Genomic DNA, 16,393 nt, shown 5'->3' with positions numbered 1-16,393 from the left:
CGCACCGGGCGGTGAATCCGGGCCGGCGAGAATGAGGTGAACGAAGCCATGGATCTCGGCACTGTCGATCGTGTTCTGCTTCCCCGCTCGCGTGCGGATCTGCCGCCGGGCAGCGCGGACGCCGCGGTAGTTGCGGGCGGCACGTGGCTGTTCTCGGAGAAACAGGACCACCTGACCACCCTGATCGACATCACGGCCCTGGGATGGGAGCCGTTGATCGTCGACGAGAACGGACTCGGGATCGCAGCGACGTGCACGATCGAGACTCTGGCTCGATTCGAGTCCGCCTTCCCCGCAACCACCTTGTTCCCTAGGTGTGCAGCCGCCCTGCTGGCCTCGTTCAAGATCTGGAAGACGGCCACAGTCGGCGGAAACGTAGCGCTCGCCCTGCCCGCCGGAGCCATGATTTCGTTGACTGCCGCCCTCGACGGCGTCGCAGAGGTGTGGTCGGCACACGGCCCCGAGCACGACTACCGTCTGCCTATCGACCAGCTGGTCGTCGGCCCCCAGACCACGGTGCTCCGACCCGGGGATGTGCTGCGCAGCATCGACGTTCCGCGGCACGCCCTCGAGTCGAGAACGGCGATGCGCACGCTGTCGCTCTCACCTCTCGGCCGATCGGCGGCGGTGGTGATAGGACGCGTCGACCCCGACGGCACATTCGTGTTGACCGTTACCGCGTCGACCGTTCGTCCGTTCGTACTTCGGTTTTCGGCCGTACCGACGGCGCACGAGCTCGACGACGCCCTTGCCGACACTGTCGGTCCGCAGCACTGGTACGACGATCCCCATGGTGCGCCGGATTGGCGTCGACACATCAGTTGCGCTGCGGCGCAGTCCATTCGCGAGGAGCTGTCATGATCGTCGACATCAACGGCGTACCGACCGAGGTCGCCGCGCGACCGGGTCAATGTCTGCGCACCCTGCTCCGCGAACACGACCGTTTCGAGGTCAAGAAGGGCTGCGACGCCGGTGACTGCGGCGCATGCACGGTCCTCGTCGACGGAGAACCGGTGCACTCGTGCATATTTCCCGCTTACCGCGCGGCCGACAGGTCCGTCACCACCGTGGCCGGGCTCGGCACCCCGGAGGATCTGCACCCGATGCAGCGCCGGTTCGTCGAGGCCGCCGGATTCCAATGCGGGTTCTGTACGGCCGGGATGGTCGTGACCGCGTCGACCCTGACCGCGGAAGACAGGGACGAGCTGCCGGCACGATTGAAGGGAAACCTGTGTCGCTGCACCGGGTATCGCGCCATTTCCGATGCCGTGTGCGGGGTGGTCAACACCGAGAAGGTGGCAGACGGTCCGGCATGCGGGCGTTCGCTCGAAGCCCCCGCGAGCACACGGATAGTCACCGGAACCGAGCCGTACACGCTCGATCACTCCCCGCCCGGGTTGCTGCACGCCAGCGTTCTCGGCAGTCCGCATGCCCACGCGCGGATCGTCTCCATCGATACCACGGCCGCGGAGCAGGTTCCGGGCGTGCAGCTGGTGCTCACCTCGAAAGACAGCCCGGCGGTGGCATTTTCCACGGCCAGACACGACAGCCGCGTCGACGACCCCGACGACACCCGGGTACTCGACACCGTCGTCCGGTTCATCGGCCAACGTGTGGCGATCGTGGTCGCGGAGTCGATCGCCGCCGCACAGGCGGGCTGCCGCGCCCTCATCGTCGAGTACGAGGTGCTACCCGCCGTGTTCGACCCCGAGTCGGCATACGCCCCGGACGCACCGAAGATCCACGGCGACAAGGACGCAGCGGCTCGGATCGCCGACCCGTCCCGAAACCTGGTGGCCGAACTGCACGGCAGCACCGGTGACGTCGACGCTGCAGTACGTGATGCAGCAGCGGTGGTCACCGGGCGATGGACGACTCAGCGAATTCAGCACGTGCACTTGGAAACTCATGGCACCATCGGTTGGCTGGACGCCGACGGCCGGCTTCATCTGCGCACCAGCACCCAGGTCCCCTACCTGGTGCGCGACGAAATATGCGAAATCTTCGGCCTCCCCCGGGATCGTGTCCGCGTGTTCACCGCACGGGTGGGTGGCGGCTTCGGCGGCAAACAGGAACTACTGACCGAGGACGTCGTCGCCCTGGCCGTCCTGCGAACCGGTCGGCCGGTGCAGTTCGAGTTCACCCGCACGGACGAGTTCACGGTCGCACCGTGCCGACACCCGTTTCGCGTCGACGTCACCGCCGCCGCGAGCGCCGACGGCGTGTTGACCGCACTGTCGATCGACGTGCTGACCGACGCCGGGGCGTACGGCAATCACAGTGCCGGAGTGATGTTTCACGGGTGCGGCGAATCGGTTGCGATCTACCGGTGCGCCAACAAGAAGGTCGACGCGAAGACCGTGTACACCAACAACATTCCATCGGGTGCCTTCCGCGGCTACGGACTGGGGCAGGTCATGTTCGCGATCGAATCGGCCATCGACGATCTCGCCCGAGAGCTCGATATCGACCCGTTCGAGTTCCGCCGCCGCAACGTCATCGTTCCCGGCGACGTGATCGTCGCCGCGCACCTCGAAGGCGATGACCTGCAATTCGGCAGCTACGGTCTCGATCAGTGCATCGACCTCGCCGAGAACGCCATCAGGCAAGGCAACGGCGAGCCTGCGCCGCCCGGCTGGAAGATCGGTGAGGGAATGGCGGTGGCCATGATCGCCACCATTCCGCCCCGTGGCCACCGCGCCGACGCCACCGCGTCGCTGTTGTCCGAAGGTGGTTACGAGATACGCGTCGGAACAGCGGAGTTCGGAAACGGGACCACCACCGTCCACACCCAGATCGCGGCCAGCGAGCTGTGCACGTCGGTCGACCGTATCCGCGTCGTGCAGTCCGATACCGAGTCGGTCACCTACGACACCGGTGCGTTCGGCTCGGCGGGAACCGTGGTGGCAGGCAAGGCGCTCTACGCCGCTGTGCGCGGGTTGTCGGCCCGCATCGTCGAGGTCGCCGCCACCGCGACCGGGCACCGCCCTTCGGACTGCACGTTGGGGCCCGAGGGGGTGCGGTGCGGAGATCGCTTCGTCCCGTTGGACGACGTACTGGCATCGGCGGGAGGCACGTTGACGGCGAACGGCAACAGCGGCGGACTCCCGCGATCACTGGCGTTCAACGTGCAGGCATTTCGGGTGGCGGTCGACGAAGCGACCGGTACGGTCGCGATCCTCCAGTCGGTGCAGAGCGCCGACGCAGGCACCGTGATGAACCCGCAGCAGTGCCGGGGTCAGGTCGAAGGCGGTGTCGCGCAGGCCATCGGCAGCGCACTGTACGAGGAGATGCGCACCGACGGTGCGGGTCGAATCACCACCGACTCCATTCGTAGCTACCACGTTCCCCAGTTCGCCGACATTCCACGAACCCAGGTGCTGTTCGCGGACACCTACGACCGATTGGGCCCGTTCGGCGCGAAGTCGATGAGCGAGTCACCGTACAACCCCGTCGCCCCCGCACTGGCCAACGCGATCCGTGACGCGGTGGGAGTGCGCTTGCACCACTTGCCCATGTCCTCGGACCGCGTCTGGCGAGCGGTCAACGATCGTAGAACGTCTGCAGAATGATCGTGCTGCGCGTCTGCACGTGCGCCGTGGCGCGAATTTCCTGCAGTAGATGTTCGAGGGCGCGCGGCGACTCGACGCGCACCATCAGGACGTAGCTCTCCTCGCCGGCAACCGAGTGACACGACTCGATGGCGGTCAGATGCTTCAGTCGTGCGGGGGCGTCGTCCGGGCGAGCTGGATCGATCGGAGTGATCGCGACGAACGCCGACAACGGACGCCCCAGAGCTTCGGGATCGACCTGCGCCGTGTAGCCGCGAATGACTCGTCGCGACTCCAAGCGTCGAACTCGCGACTGGACAGCCGACACGGACAGAGACGCCTTCTCGGCCAACGTTGCCAACGTCGCGCGGCCGTCCGAGATCAATTCGTCGACGATCAGGCGGTCGACGCGATCGAGGTTTTCACTCACGTGCGCAATCTAGCTCAGATCCCCGCCGATGCCCCTCTACCCGCACGAGACATGACCCTGTGCTCACACGAACAGCGGGGGCAGGGCCAGAACCATGACCGCCGACCAGCTGACATGCGTCAGGATCGGCGCCAGAATTCCGCCCGATGCCCGACGTTGCAGCCCCATCACGTAACCGAGCAGCACGGCGGCGAAGCCGAGCATCGGGTTGCCGGACGCGAGGGTGGCGATGGTGTAGACGACCGTCGAGATGATCACCGGATGTTTGACCCCGATGGCGGAGTACAAGGCTCCTCGGAAGAAGATCTCCTCGGCGACACCGTTGAGCAACGCGATGAACACGATCAGTACCAGCGACCCCACTCGGGCGTGTGCGAGCACGTTCTCGGTGAAATCGGCGAGCGGCGGAATCTGACGGACGACGAGGCCGCCGAGCATGAACACGCCACCGACTGCGAGACCGATGAGGATGGGGGTCAAGATCGGCCGCCGGATGGACCCGCCCACCTTGATCCGTCCGAGGTGCAGCGGCCCCGACAGACATCCACCGACGATCCACACTGCGGCCAACACGAGCGTCAATGCGTAGAACGACGGGTCACCCGGTTCCACCTTCAGCGAGAAATACAGCACCGTCGCCCCGATCACCAGTGTGATCAGCACGATGATGCGCCGTTTCCTGAACGCCGCGTCGGACTCCCGGTGGTCTCGCTCGACAGGATCGACCAGAGCGGACTTCATCACGTTCAGCGCGGTCGTCGACCACGTTGCCATCACGCCTCCTCGGTATCGGTCAGTCGGCGCACGACCGACTTCGCGCGTCGGTTCACACTCGCAGCCACATCGAGGTTGGTACGCACTGCTGCTGCCACGGGCTTCGATGCCAGCAGTCGACGGCCGCCCAGAGCCTCGACCAGACCCCAGGTGCGGTCCGAGGACGCTGCCACGCCGTGCCGCCGGACGCCGAGCGCATCTCCGCCGCTCCATGCTGCGTCGGTGTTCGCCAGTCGCAGCGGGTCCTTCAGTGCACAGACCCCGGGCGGCTCGCCCACGGTTCCTCGCACGCTACGGGCCATGGCGTCTGCGATGGTGGTCAGACCACGGGGCGGATCGGGGACGAGATCCCGAATCCGGCTCTCCGACGTGGTCATCGTGTTGTGCAGTGAACCGACCAGATCCTCGGCGAGCCCGGCGGGCACAGGAATGATCTTTCCGATCACCTTGCCGGCGAGTGACGTCGGAACGAGCGGTACCGGTATGCCGATGCGCTGCAGCCCGGCGGCTTCGACGTAGGCGAACACCAGGTCGCGGTACGGGACCACGTCCGGGCCGCCGATGTCGTAGGAACCTGCTGGGACGGTGTCGGTATCGGCCGACGCCACCAGGTAGTGCAGTACGTCGTCGACTGCTATCGGTTGAACGGGCTCGGCGAGCCAGCTCGGCAACGGCAGCACCGGCAGGCGGTCTGCCAGATAGCGGAGCATCTCGTACGACGTGGAGCCGGCACCCATGACGATCGCCGCTCGCAACCACACCAGATCGATACCGTCCACCGTCAGCGCCTCACCGACGTCGGCGCGACTGGCCAGGTGCTCCGACAGGTGGGCGTCGTCGGGGACGAAGCCGCCCAGGTACACGATTCGACGCACTCCCGCTCGCGCGGCGGCCGCGGCGAACTGCTCGGCGGACGTCCGGTCCTGGGCACGGTAGTCGGCTTCGCCGATCGCATGGACGAGGTAGTAGGCGACATCGATGTCGCCCGACTCTGCGAAGGCCGCGGCACAGGATTGTTCGTCCGTGACGTCGAGCGACACCGCGGTCACGGAATCGTAGAAGTCGAAAGTGCGCAGGTTCTTCGGAGTCCGAGACCCGACGACGACGTCCGTGTCGTCTGCCAACAGGGCCGCCACCAGCCGAGATCCGATGTACCCGCTGGCACCGGTCACGAGGACTCTCATGCGTCGAGGCTAACGGCAGTCGGGGCGTTGCGTCGGTATGGCATTGTCGCTCCCATGGCTCTCGTGTTGGCAGGTGTGGTCCTCCCCGACCCTCTCGGTACCGAAACGGTGCTTCGGCGAGGAGCCGCAGTGGCGCGGGCCGGTGTGAGCTGGATGTTCACCACGGCCGATTTCGCGCTTACCCTGCCCGGCAGAATCGAAGCACTGCTGAGCCGTATAGAGACATTGATGACACGAATCGACCATGTGATCGATTCGGCCGATGCCGTGGTTGCTCATGTACAACGGACGACCGGTGCCGCGGACACCGTGGTCGCGTCGGCATCGGCCGCCTCGCATACGGCGTTGGAGCTCATCGAGATGTTCGATCCCATCGCCAAGAAGTCCGAGCCGATGGCGCGACGCTTCGTCGACAACCTGTCCGACGCCGAGGTCGACGCAGCGATCGCCATGGTCGATCAGCTTCCCGGACTCCTCGACCACATGGAAGCTCTACTCCCCATCCTCGCGACCCTCGATACGGTCTCCCCCGAGATCCACGAGCTTCTCGGAGTGACGAAGGACGTCAGGCGCGCCGTCATCGGCATCCCCGGATTCAAGTTCTTCCGCAACCGGGGCGAGGACAAGTTGAACGACGAGATGGAAGACGAACAGCGGTAGTCGCTATTTGACGAACGCGAAATCTTCACCTGCGTGGAAACGGGCCAGGGTCTCCGAAATGGACCGCCGTGATGGCGGATGAAATGCGAACGCGTGCAATGCTGCTGCGACGTAAGCGATTTCGGGTGACTTGATGAAGCCGATCCCGCCCAGCGATTCGATGGCAGCCGAACTGCTGCGCACCAGTGCGTCACGAATCGCGATGCGGTTGAACAGCAACTTCACCGAGATGTCCTGTCCGCGTTCACCTTCGTCGAAGGCACGGGCCACGTTCTCGATTGCCGCCATGGACACCTCGAGTTCGGCCGCCGCTCGAACGTAGCCTTCGTAGTCACCCTTGTCCTGCTCGATCATCCGCTCGAGCAGAGAGGTCGCGGCGCCGATGTAGTTGGCGGAGATCAGCATCCCGAACCAGAGGTAGCCGGTCATCTCGTGCACGCCATCGGGATCGTCGTCCTTGTTGGGTAGGACGAGGCTTGCCGGTACTTCGACGTCTTGGAGCAACACTTCCTCGCTCTGCGCGCCGGCCAGAATGTCGGTGGTCCAGAACGGCTTCACACTCATACCCGGAAGGCCGGCCGGAATCAGCGCGACGGCGCGGTCACCGGAGTCGATCTCGACGCTGCAGGTCAGCAAGTCCATCGAACGTGCCAGACTGCACGGCTTCTTGCTTCCGTTGACGATGTAGTTGTCGCCCTTCTTCACGGCGGTCATCGTCGGAATGAACACACTCCCGCCGGTGACGCCCTCGGAGAACCCGGAAGCGACGATCGCCTTCTGGTCGACCAATCCCTTGATCAATGCTCGGTCGTCGTCGGTGGCACCACGAGCGAATTCGGTCAGGGACGCGAGTGAGAGATGGTGCATCGTGGTTCCCGCGCCCAGAGAGGGTGAGCGAGACCCGATGGCCCTTTGCGCCCGAACCGCGTCGATGGCCGGAGCACCGAGACCACCCAGTTCGCCCGGGACCACCAAGCCGGTACCGCCGAATTCCCGAAACTTGTCGATCGCGTCCGAATCGCGGGACTCCAGTCGGTCCAGTGGGGTTGTGTCCAGATAGTGCAGCAAACCCGGCATGTACTTCTCGAGCGTTTCTCTTTCGCGCACCATTAATCCAGTCACTGTTCATCTCCTTGTGTCACTAATCGATTGTGTGCCACTGATTGATTGCGGCTTCGTTTAATTTGTACCATCAGTCGACCTGGACAAATCAGTCGAATATCAGCATGGACAGCGGTAGAGCAGGTGAATTCGCGCTGGACCCCGACAATACCCCGCCACCTGCGGCGATAAACTAAAGGTCTCGTAAAGTTTGCCCCTCGAAAGAAACCGAAGTTATTTTTCGGTGCGTATTTACCAACCGATTTCCGTCGCAAGAGCATCTTTTGAAACGCTGAATATTCTTCTGCCGAATACCAATCGCCCGCGCCGCCCGCTCCGAATGAACTCATGAATTCGCGACAATCCACAATCGACTCTGTGAGGAGTTCTGGTACACGATGGTTGTCAACAGATTGATGAAACGACTCGGCGGAGACGAGCGCGTGGATTTGCTGCGCGCTGTTCGAGACGCCGATGTGGTCCCGTACTTCCGCAAGATGGAATCGGCCGTTGCCCCGGTCGTTCGCGTCGAGGGCCGGGACAAGATCATGCTCGGATCCAACAATTACCTCGGCATTGCCGACCATCCCAAGGTTGTCGAGGGTGCCCAGCACGCGCTCGACACATTCGGCAGCGCAGTCACCGGAAGTCGTTTGCTCAACGGCACTCTGGACCTCCACCTCGAACTCGAGCACGAGATCGCCCAGTGGCACGGAACGGACGACGCACTCGTCTTCACCACGGGCTACCAGACGAACCTCGGAACGATCAGTGCGATCGTCGGCCCCGGTGACACGGTGATCGTCGATTCGGCGGCCCACGCATCGATCCGCGACGGCAGCACCCTCTCGGGCGCGTCGGTGGTCAAGTTCAAGCACAACGACATGGCCGATCTCGAAGCCAAACTCCAGCAACCCGTCGTCGACGACGGAGCCGTGCTGGTCATCGTCGACGGTCTGTACTCCATGGAGGGCGACCTGGCACCGCTCGACGTCGTCTCCGAGCTGTGTATCCGCTATCACGCAGCGCTGATGGTCGACGAAGCCCACAGCCTCGGTGTCTACGGGCCCGAACTCACCGGAGCGGCAGAGCTGTTCGGCATCACCAAGGACGTCGACGTCACGATGGCGTCACTGTCGAAGAGCCCCAGTTCCACCGGCGGGTTCGTGACCGGCTCGAGCGACTTGATCGACACCCTCCGGGTCAAGGCCCGCGCCTTCCTGTTCACGACCTCCGGTGTGCCTGCTGCGGTGGGTGCCGCATTGGCTTCCGTCCGCCTGATCCGAAGCGACGAGGGCAAGGATCGGGCTCGGCGCGTACTCGACAACGCCGAGATCCTGCGCGGCGGACTGCAATCGGCCGGCCTCGACGTGGCAGGCCGCTCGTCCACACCCCACGGCGATACGGCCGCCCCCATCGTCTCACTCCACATCGGCGACGACCTCGTGGCCATGAGTCTGTGGAAGAACCTCTACGACCGTGGCATCTTCACCAGCGCTGCCTTGCATCCCGCCGTGCCGAAATCCGGTGCCATACTTCGCCTGTGCGTGATGGCAACGCACACCGAAGAACACCTGTCGACCGCCACGGAACAGATCATCGAGGCCGTAGCGGAGCTGCCCTCATGAGTGAGCGCCACCGCGGCGTGCGTATCGCGGTCACCGGAGCCACCAGTGACTTCGCGGCCGCGATACTCCCGAGGCTGTTCGAGGATCCCGAGGTGGACGCGGTCGTCGGGATAGCCCGTCGCCCAGCCCGAATCACGCACCCGAAGTTCACCTCGCTCCGCTCGGACATTCGCTCTCCCGACCTCGAGGAGACGTTCGCCGAGTGCGACGTCGTGCTGCACTTGGCGTTCGTGGTCGAGGAGCTCAAAGACAAGACCGAGACCCACGACATCAACCTGCGCGGGTCACGCAACGTCATCGATTCCGCATACCGAGCGGGGGTGTCACGCGTGGTGATCGCCTCGAGCATCAATGCGTACGGTGCCGACATCGCTCCGGAGCCGCTCACCGAGAACAGTTATCCAGCAGGCGATCCCAATCGCTATTACTTCTACGACAAAGCCGAGGTGGAACATTACGCGGAGTGGTGGCTGCGTAGGCACCCCGGTGAGATGACCATCTCCATGTTGCGGTGCACGTACATCGTCGGACCCGACTTCGCCAACGACGGGATCGACCAGTTCACCGGGCCGATCGGCGCGTTCCCGGAAGCGGATCGGGCCTCGTATCAATTCTTGTTCCAGGACGACATGGCCGACGCCTTCCACCGCGCGGCCAAGACCGACCTCGTCGGTCCGTACAACCTGGGTCCGGTGGACTGGGTCGGCGTGCGCGAACTCGCTGCGATGCAGGGCCAGTTGATGTTCGACGTTCCACAGAAAGCGGCGACGCGTATCGCGAACATCGCCTTCGCCCTCGGCCTCACGCCGTTCTCCGGGCAGTGGGTCACGCCCGGAGAGCCCATCGTCGATTCGACCGCGCTCGGTGCTGCCACCGGTTGGGCACCCACCCTCACCTCCCATGAGGCTGCCGCCGTGATGATTCTGCTGCAGGGCAAGTCGCTGCTGAGGAGTCAGGACGCCCTCGAACGCGACCTCGCCTGCGAGGCAGCGTTGCGGCCGGCCTCCGACGCGGTCGCGCTCGCCCGCGCAGACGTCGCCGGCCTCGATATCGTGCACCGGCAGCTCGACATCGCCGGCGGGCGAGTGCACATCGAAGTACACCGATCGGCGACAGCCACCGACCAGTCGGTTGTGCTGGTTGCCGATACCGGTCTGCATGCCCGCTACCTGACACCCCTGGCCGAAGAGATCGCACGGGCAGGCGTCGACGTAGTGGTATTGGATCTCCCCGGCCACGGCCTGAGCACCGGGCTGCGCGGCCGATCATCGGCCACCCAGACCGTCGACGCTGTCGACGCCGCACTGCGCTTCGCTCGCACGCACCTCGACACCGCCCCGGTGGCGCTCCGCAGCGGAGTCCGGCACGCGACCGACACCGTGGTCGGCGGCGTGCGCCGGCGCGCAACCGGGTGGACGACACTGGAGGAACCGATGTGCCCCGACGGGCTGTTGCCTTCTCGAGTTCGCGTGGACGGTACAGCTGCGCTTCCGTTCGTGTCCACTGCGGCGGACGCTCTGGCCTACTGCGCCAGGACGATCGGACTCAGCGCCACCAGCTGAACCTGCTGCGAACGCGCGCGAACCACGATGCACCGTCGTGGTCCGCCGCCGAGGGCCGGCCCGACGTCACAGCCGACTCCGCGTCGTGCTGTCTTTCCAATCGGTCGACCTCGGTTCGATTGGTACGCCACCGGGACACCCATGTCTCGACATCCACGGGGCCGAGCGGCACGATCGGCGGGGTAGGAAAGCGAATCCACTCGACGATGCGAGCGTTGAGCTCGTCCAACACGTCTCGTACGGACTCCTCGTGCCGGAGACCGATCAACGTAGAGGGCAGCCGCTCGATCTCTTTGCGCAGGGCCAACGCCGTGGGCAAGAGCGCATCGACCGGCAGGTTCTCTCGCCTCAGATAGCCGCGAACCCACCACAGTTCGTCGTCGGGGTCGCCCATCGGGATGGGTTTGCCGGTGCCGTCGAGTCCTTCGAATGCACCGGCGTCCTGCGCCTCGCGGATCTGTTTGTCGACCCAGGACTCGAACGTGACTCCTGGCTTCTTGCGTTCGGTCACTCCATCGACTGTAGAACCGGCCCCGGGTGTTCGCCAGGTGCGCCCGAGACGAGCGAGCCCCGATCCCATGCAGGGGTCGGGGCTCGCTCAAATGCGTCGGCTCAGCCGTATTCGGCGACCAAGCGGTCGAACTCGTCACGGTCGATCACCTGAGGCTCGTTGATGGCCAGCGCCTGGGCGTACTTGCTCGCCAGGTGGTAATCCCGGCCGAGTGGACCGTGCTCGGCGTCGTCCTCGTCCGATTGGATGCTTGCCCCCGGCGGCACCTCGTTCTGCAGGCCGTTCGTCTTGCTGCCGAGCAGTGCGTCGAGTTTCGCGGAAATCTTCTGCATGATCTCTTGGTCGTCGGTCATGGCCACCGGGTACCCGAATCGGGCGAAACGACACCGCAGCGCACGAGCTTCGCGCTCCGGGGTTACCTGTCGGTGCCTCGGGGCATGATGGTGGGATGGCCACGCACAGTATCGGCACCGACATCATGGAGAAGCTGTCGCGGCCGACTCGCGAGTGGTTCAACGGCGCATTTCCGGCTCCCACGTCGGCGCAGCTCGGTGCCTGGTCGTCCATTTCCAGCGGATCGCACACCCTGGTGGTCGCGCCGACCGGCTCGGGCAAAACTCTGTCGGCGTTCCTGTGGGCCCTCGACGAGCTGGCCCAGCTGGGTGCGGACAGCACCCGCAAGACCAAGGTGCTCTACATATCGCCGCTCAAGGCTCTGGCAGTGGACGTCGAGCGCAACCTGCGAGCTCCGTTGGTCGGCATCACCCAGACGGCCAAGCGTCTCGGTCTGAACCCGCCGGAGATCTCCGTCGGAGTCCGCTCGGGCGACACCAGCGCTGCCGATCGCCGGACCATGATCAAGACTCCGCCGGACATTCTGATCACCACTCCCGAGTCTCTGTTCCTCATGCTCACCTCTGCGGCGCGGGACATCCTGGCCGAGGTCGATACGGTGATCGTCGACGAGGTGCACGCCGTCGCAGGCACGAAGCGTGGCGCGCACCTCGCGGTGTCCCTCGAGCGGCTCGACGCGATGCTGGACAAGCCCGCGCAACGCATCGGCCTGTCCGCGACGGTGCGCCCCCACGAGGAAGTAGGCCGATTCCTCGCCGGTGCCGCCCCCATCGAGATCGTCGCCCCACCCGCTCCGAAGACTTTCGACCTGACGGTTCAGGTGCCCGTGGAGGACATGACCGAACTCGGCGTCACCGACCCGAATGCGGACACCTCCGCCGCTCCCCCGGCTCAGGGATCGATCTGGCCGCACGTCGAGGAGAAGATGGTCGATCTCATCCTCGAGCACAAATCGTGCATCGTCTTCGCCAACTCGCGCCGGCTCGCGGAACGACTCACCGCGCGGCTCAACGAGGTGTACGCCGAACGTATCGGCGGCGGAGTCGATACCGAGCACAAACCACCATCTCAGGTGGGCACCGCATCCGACGTCAACCACGGCGCCGATCCTCTGCTGGCACGGGCCCACCACGGCAGTGTCAGCAAGGATCAGCGCGCGCTGATCGAAGACGATCTGAAGACCGGTCGTCTGCGCTGCGTTGTGGCCACCAGCAGTCTGGAGCTCGGAATCGACATGGGCGCAGTCGATCTGGTGGTCCAGGTCGAGGCACCGCCGTCGGTGGCCAGTGGCTTGCAGCGAGTCGGTCGCGCCGGCCACCAGGTGGGCGAGATCTCCAAGGGCGTGCTGTTCCCCAAACACCGCACCGATCTCATCCATTGCGCGGTCACCGTCGAACGCATGACGTCGGGCAAGATCGAGGCCCTCTTCGTCCCGGCCAATCCCCTCGACGTCCTCGCCCAGCAAACCGTCGCAGCGTGCGCACTCGAACCCATCGACGCCGAGGACTGGTTCGAATCAGTCCGTCGCACCGGCAGTTTCGCCACTCTGCCCAGATCTGCCTACGAGTCGACACTCGACCTGCTCTCGGGCCGTTACCCGTCGGACGAGTTCGCCGAACTACGGCCACGGCTCGTGTGGGACCGCGACGCCAACACTCTCACCGGCCGTCCCGGGTCGCAGCGACTGGCCGTCACGTCCGGCGGTACCATCCCCGATCGCGGCCTGTTCACCGTCTACATGGTGGGCGAAAAGCAGTCTCGGGTAGGCGAACTCGACGAGGAGATGGTCTACGAATCGCGAGTGGGCGACGTGTTCGCACTCGGTGCCACCAGCTGGCGCATCGAAGAGATCACGCACGACCGGGTGTTGGTCAGTCCCGCATACGGCCAACCGGGCAGGCTGCCGTTCTGGCACGGCGACGGCCTCGGTCGACCGGCCGAATTGGGTCGGGCCCTGGGCGAGTTCCTGCGGAGCACCACCGACCGTAGCAACCTGGCCGAGCGGCTGAGCACCGACGGTCTCGACGCCAACGCGGTCAACAACCTGATCGCTTTGCTCGACGAACAACTCGAGGCCACCGGCCAACTGCCCACCGACAAGACGATGATCGTCGAGCGCTTTCGCGACGAACTCGGCGACTGGCGACTGGTGCTGCACTCCACCTACGGTCAGCAGGTACACGCGCCGTGGGCCCTCGCGGTCGGCGCGAGGCTGATCGAGCGATACGGCATCGACGCCGCCCCCACCGCATCCGACGACGGCATCATCGTCCGGCTTCCCGATACCGACGACCAGCCGCCCGGCGCGGAACTGTTCGTGTTCGAGCGTGACGAGATTGCCGACATCGTCACCGAGCAGGTCGGTGGATCGGCATTGTTCGCGTCGAGATTTCGCGAATGTGCCGCTCGCGCACTGCTTCTGCCCCGCCGCAACCCTGGCAAGCGCGCACCACTGTGGCAACAACGGCAGCGTTCGGCACAGCTGCTCGACGTCGCTCGTAAATACCCCACGTTCCCGATCCTGCTCGAAACCGTGCGCGAGTGCCTGCAGGACGTCTACGACCTCCCCGCCCTCGAAGACATCCTGGCCCGCATCGGGCGACGCCAGATCAGGATCGTCGACGTCGAGACGCCGTCACCGTCACCGTTCGCGAATTCGTTGCTGTTCAACTACGTCGGCGCTTTCATGTACGAGGGCGACAGCCCGCTCGCCGAACGGCGGGCCGCCGCACTGTCTCTCGATTCGGCGCTGCTGGCCGAGTTGCTCGGACGCGTCGAGCTGCGAGAGTTGCTGGACGACAGCGTCATCACCACCACCGAGCTCGAGTTGCAGCGACTGCCCGAGGACAGACACGCCAAAGACATCGAGGGTGTTGCGGATCTGCTGCGGCTGCTCGGTCCGCTGACCGCCGCGGAAGTCGGACAGCGCACCAACGGCGACGAATATCCGCAGTGGCTCGCCGAGTTGGCCGATGCAAAGCGGGCAATGGAGGTCTCGTTCGCCGGCCAGAACTGGTGGACGGCCATCGAGGACGCGGCTCGCTTGCGCGACGCACTCGGTGTTCCGCTACCGATCGGCACTCCCGCCGCGTTCATCGAGCCCGTCGACGACCCACTCGTCGACCTGATCAGCCGGTACGCCCGAACCCACGGACCGTTCACCCTCGACGACGCAGCCGCGCGGTTCGGCGTCGGTACCGCCGTGGTGCGTGACGTCCTGCGCCGACTGGCCGTGGACAAACGCGTCGTCGAGGGCGAATTCCGTCCCGGTGCCACGGGCAGTGAATGGTGCGACGCCGAGGTTCTTCGGCGATTGCGGCGGCGATCTCTTGCGGCGGCACGGCAGGAAGTCGAACCCGTGTCCACCGCCACGCTCGGCCGCTTCCTGCCGACGTGGCAGCACGTGGACAGTCGTCGGTTGAGCGGGATCGACGGTGTGGCAACGGTCATCGAACAGCTTGCGGGCGTGCCCGTTCCGGCGTCGGCGTGGGAATCTCTCGTGCTCGCCTCCCGGGTGAGCGACTACAGCCCCGCCATGCTCGACGAGTTGACCTCGACCGGCGAGGTGTTGTGGGCGGGGCACGGTGCAATCTCGTCCAAAGACGGCTGGGTGAGCCTGCACATGGCCGATACCGCGCCGCTGACTCTGGTGCCCGCCGCCGAATCCGACCTGTCCGAGTTGCAGATTCGCATTCAAGACGCAGTCGCCGGCGGCGGTGCGTACTTCTTCCGCCAGCTCTCCGACACCGTCGGCAGCACCGACGACACGGCTCTGCAGGCTGCGCTCTGGGAGTTGGTGTGGGCCGGACGACTGAGCAACGACACGTTCGCGCCACTGCGGGCTCTGTTGAACTCGACGGCCACCCGCTCCGCCCCGAGTCATCGATCACCGCGTCGAACCCCGCGCCTGCGTTCCTACCGTCAGTTCGAGCGGCCGTCTCTACCCACCCGCACCGGCCCCCCGACGGCCGGCGGCCGATGGTCGCGATTGCCCGAACTCGAACCGGACCTCACCGTCCGGGCTCATGCCACCGCAGATGTACTTCTCGAACGCTATGGCGTGGTGACGCGTGGTTCGGTCATGAACGAAGGTGTCCCCGGCGGGTTCGCCACGATGTACAAGGTGCTGACGGGGTTCGAGGATTCCGGTCGCTGCCGACGCGGATACTTCGTCGATTCGCTCGGCGGCGCTCAGTTCTCCACCTCCGACGTTGTCGACCGTTTGCGCAGCTACGACGAACCGAAGAAGAACGCCACCGCCGTCGTACTCGCGTCCTGCGATCCGGCCAACCCCTACGGCGGAGCACTGCCCTGGCCGAAGGCCGGCGGCGAAGACACCGACGACACGACGAAGCACCGGCCGGGTCGCAAGGCCGGTGCACTGGTAGTCCTCGTTCGCGGTGAGTTGACGATGTTCGTCGAACGTGGCGGGAAGTCGGTGCTGACCTTCGGCGACAACACCGAGGACATCGCTTCTGCAGCAACGGCATTGGCGACCACGGTCAAGCGCGGCGGGGTGGACAAGTTACTGGTCGAACGGATCAACGGTCACGACATCCACGGCACAGACTTCTCCAAGACGTTGACCGCGGCCGGTTTCTCGGCGACTCCCCGCGGACTACGCCTGCGGCGCTGAGG

12 protein-coding genes are annotated in these 16,393 nt (G+C 65.3%); 6 read left to right on the top strand and 6 right to left on the bottom strand.

All coding sequences use genetic code 11. The annotated features are described in order from the left end of the window. The first annotated feature begins 48 nt into the window (after positions 1-48). Together CH266_RS14675 and CH266_RS14670 are read left to right on the top strand one after the other, a co-directional pair. Positions 49-861, top strand: coding sequence for an FAD binding domain-containing protein (locus tag CH266_RS14675; protein WP_094715575.1), 813 nt, complete (start codon positions 49-51; stop codon positions 859-861). Beyond that, positions 858-3,572, top strand: a complete 2,715-nt coding sequence (locus CH266_RS14670; RefSeq protein WP_094715574.1) for a molybdopterin-dependent oxidoreductase — start codon at positions 858-860, stop codon at positions 3,570-3,572. The genes CH266_RS14675 and CH266_RS14670 overlap by 4 nt, the downstream gene beginning before the upstream one ends. Here the strand turns inward: CH266_RS14670 and CH266_RS14665 are convergent. From CH266_RS14665 to CH266_RS14655, 3 genes are all read right to left on the bottom strand, one after another. Further along, positions 3,544-3,981: an Lrp/AsnC family transcriptional regulator gene (locus tag CH266_RS14665; protein ID WP_027496454.1), complete on the bottom strand. Its 438-nt coding sequence runs from the start codon at positions 3,979-3,981 to the stop codon at positions 3,544-3,546. The genes CH266_RS14670 and CH266_RS14665 overlap by 29 nt on opposite strands. Positions 3,982-4,044: 63 nt before the next feature. Next, the gene (locus CH266_RS14660; protein WP_032390027.1) at positions 4,045-4,755 is read right to left on the bottom strand and encodes a CPBP family intramembrane glutamic endopeptidase; all 711 of its coding nucleotides are present in this window, start codon (positions 4,753-4,755) and stop codon (positions 4,045-4,047) included. Then, positions 4,755-5,939: an NAD(P)H-binding protein gene (locus CH266_RS14655; protein WP_027496452.1), complete on the bottom strand. Its 1,185-nt coding sequence runs from the start codon at positions 5,937-5,939 to the stop codon at positions 4,755-4,757. The genes CH266_RS14660 and CH266_RS14655 overlap by 1 nt, the downstream gene beginning before the upstream one ends. 54 nt (positions 5,940-5,993) lie before the next feature. On the opposite strand from CH266_RS14655, the gene CH266_RS14650 reads away from it, so the two are divergent. After that, positions 5,994-6,599 carry a hypothetical protein gene (locus CH266_RS14650; RefSeq protein WP_032383951.1) on the top strand — a complete coding sequence of 202 codons (606 nt, stop codon included), beginning with the start codon at positions 5,994-5,996 and terminating at the stop codon, positions 6,597-6,599. Between the two features lie 3 nt (positions 6,600-6,602). On the opposite strand, the gene CH266_RS14645 is transcribed toward CH266_RS14650, so the two are convergent. Next, the gene (locus CH266_RS14645) at positions 6,603-7,721 is read right to left on the bottom strand and encodes an acyl-CoA dehydrogenase family protein (RefSeq protein WP_094715573.1); all 1,119 of its coding nucleotides are present in this window, start codon (positions 7,719-7,721) and stop codon (positions 6,603-6,605) included. A 377-nt stretch (positions 7,722-8,098) separates the two neighbouring features. Between CH266_RS14645 and CH266_RS14640 the strand changes: the two genes are divergently transcribed. Continuing rightward, positions 8,099-9,328 carry an aminotransferase class I/II-fold pyridoxal phosphate-dependent enzyme gene (locus CH266_RS14640; protein WP_027496449.1) on the top strand — a complete coding sequence of 410 codons (1,230 nt, stop codon included), beginning with the start codon at positions 8,099-8,101 and terminating at the stop codon, positions 9,326-9,328. After that, complete coding sequence (locus tag CH266_RS14635; RefSeq protein WP_027496448.1) at positions 9,325-10,890, top strand: NAD-dependent epimerase/dehydratase family protein; 1,566 nt, start codon at positions 9,325-9,327, stop codon at positions 10,888-10,890. The genes CH266_RS14640 and CH266_RS14635 overlap by 4 nt, the downstream gene beginning before the upstream one ends. Here CH266_RS14635 and CH266_RS14630 read toward each other — a convergent pair. Then, positions 10,874-11,401 carry a J-domain-containing protein gene (locus CH266_RS14630; protein WP_255175918.1) on the bottom strand — a complete coding sequence of 176 codons (528 nt, stop codon included), beginning with the start codon at positions 11,399-11,401 and terminating at the stop codon, positions 10,874-10,876. The two genes, CH266_RS14635 and CH266_RS14630, sit on opposite strands and share 17 nt — an antisense overlap. 101 nt (positions 11,402-11,502) lie before the next feature. Continuing rightward, positions 11,503-11,754, bottom strand: coding sequence for a hypothetical protein (locus CH266_RS14625; protein ID WP_027496446.1), 252 nt, complete (start codon positions 11,752-11,754; stop codon positions 11,503-11,505). A 95-nt stretch (positions 11,755-11,849) separates the two neighbouring features. On the opposite strand from CH266_RS14625, the gene CH266_RS14620 reads away from it, so the two are divergent. After that, a complete protein-coding gene (locus CH266_RS14620) occupies positions 11,850-16,391 on the top strand; it encodes an ATP-dependent helicase (protein ID WP_094715571.1) in 4,542 nt (1,513 codons plus the stop codon). Positions 16,392-16,393 lie beyond the last annotated feature (2 nt).

The sequence above is a fragment of the Rhodococcus sp. 06-1474-1B genome (assembly GCF_002258885.1).
In the GTDB taxonomy this organism is placed as follows: Bacteria; Actinomycetota; Actinomycetes; order Mycobacteriales; family Mycobacteriaceae; genus Rhodococcoides; species Rhodococcoides fascians.
Note: the sequence above shows the minus strand (reverse complement) of the source record. Positions and strands in the feature narration are given on the sequence as shown.

Excerpts from the sequence above, each read along its gene's own strand:
- CH266_RS14675 (WP_094715575.1), top strand. The coding sequence starts at position 49 with ATGGATCTCGGCACTGTCGATCGTGTTCTGCTTCCCCGCTCGCGTGCG.
- CH266_RS14670 (WP_094715574.1), top strand. The coding sequence starts at position 858 with ATGATCGTCGACATCAACGGCGTACCGACCGAGGTCGCCGCGCGACCG.
- CH266_RS14660 (WP_032390027.1), bottom strand. The coding sequence starts at position 4,755 with ATGGCAACGTGGTCGACGACCGCGCTGAACGTGATGAAGTCCGCTCTG.
- CH266_RS14655 (WP_027496452.1), bottom strand. The coding sequence starts at position 5,939 with ATGAGAGTCCTCGTGACCGGTGCCAGCGGGTACATCGGATCTCGGCTG.
- CH266_RS14650 (WP_032383951.1), top strand. The coding sequence starts at position 5,994 with ATGGCTCTCGTGTTGGCAGGTGTGGTCCTCCCCGACCCTCTCGGTACC.
- CH266_RS14640 (WP_027496449.1), top strand. The coding sequence starts at position 8,099 with ATGGTTGTCAACAGATTGATGAAACGACTCGGCGGAGACGAGCGCGTG.
- CH266_RS14635 (WP_027496448.1), top strand. The coding sequence starts at position 9,325 with ATGAGTGAGCGCCACCGCGGCGTGCGTATCGCGGTCACCGGAGCCACC.
- CH266_RS14625 (WP_027496446.1), bottom strand. The coding sequence starts at position 11,754 with ATGACCGACGACCAAGAGATCATGCAGAAGATTTCCGCGAAACTCGAC.
- CH266_RS14620 (WP_094715571.1), top strand. The coding sequence starts at position 11,850 with ATGGCCACGCACAGTATCGGCACCGACATCATGGAGAAGCTGTCGCGG.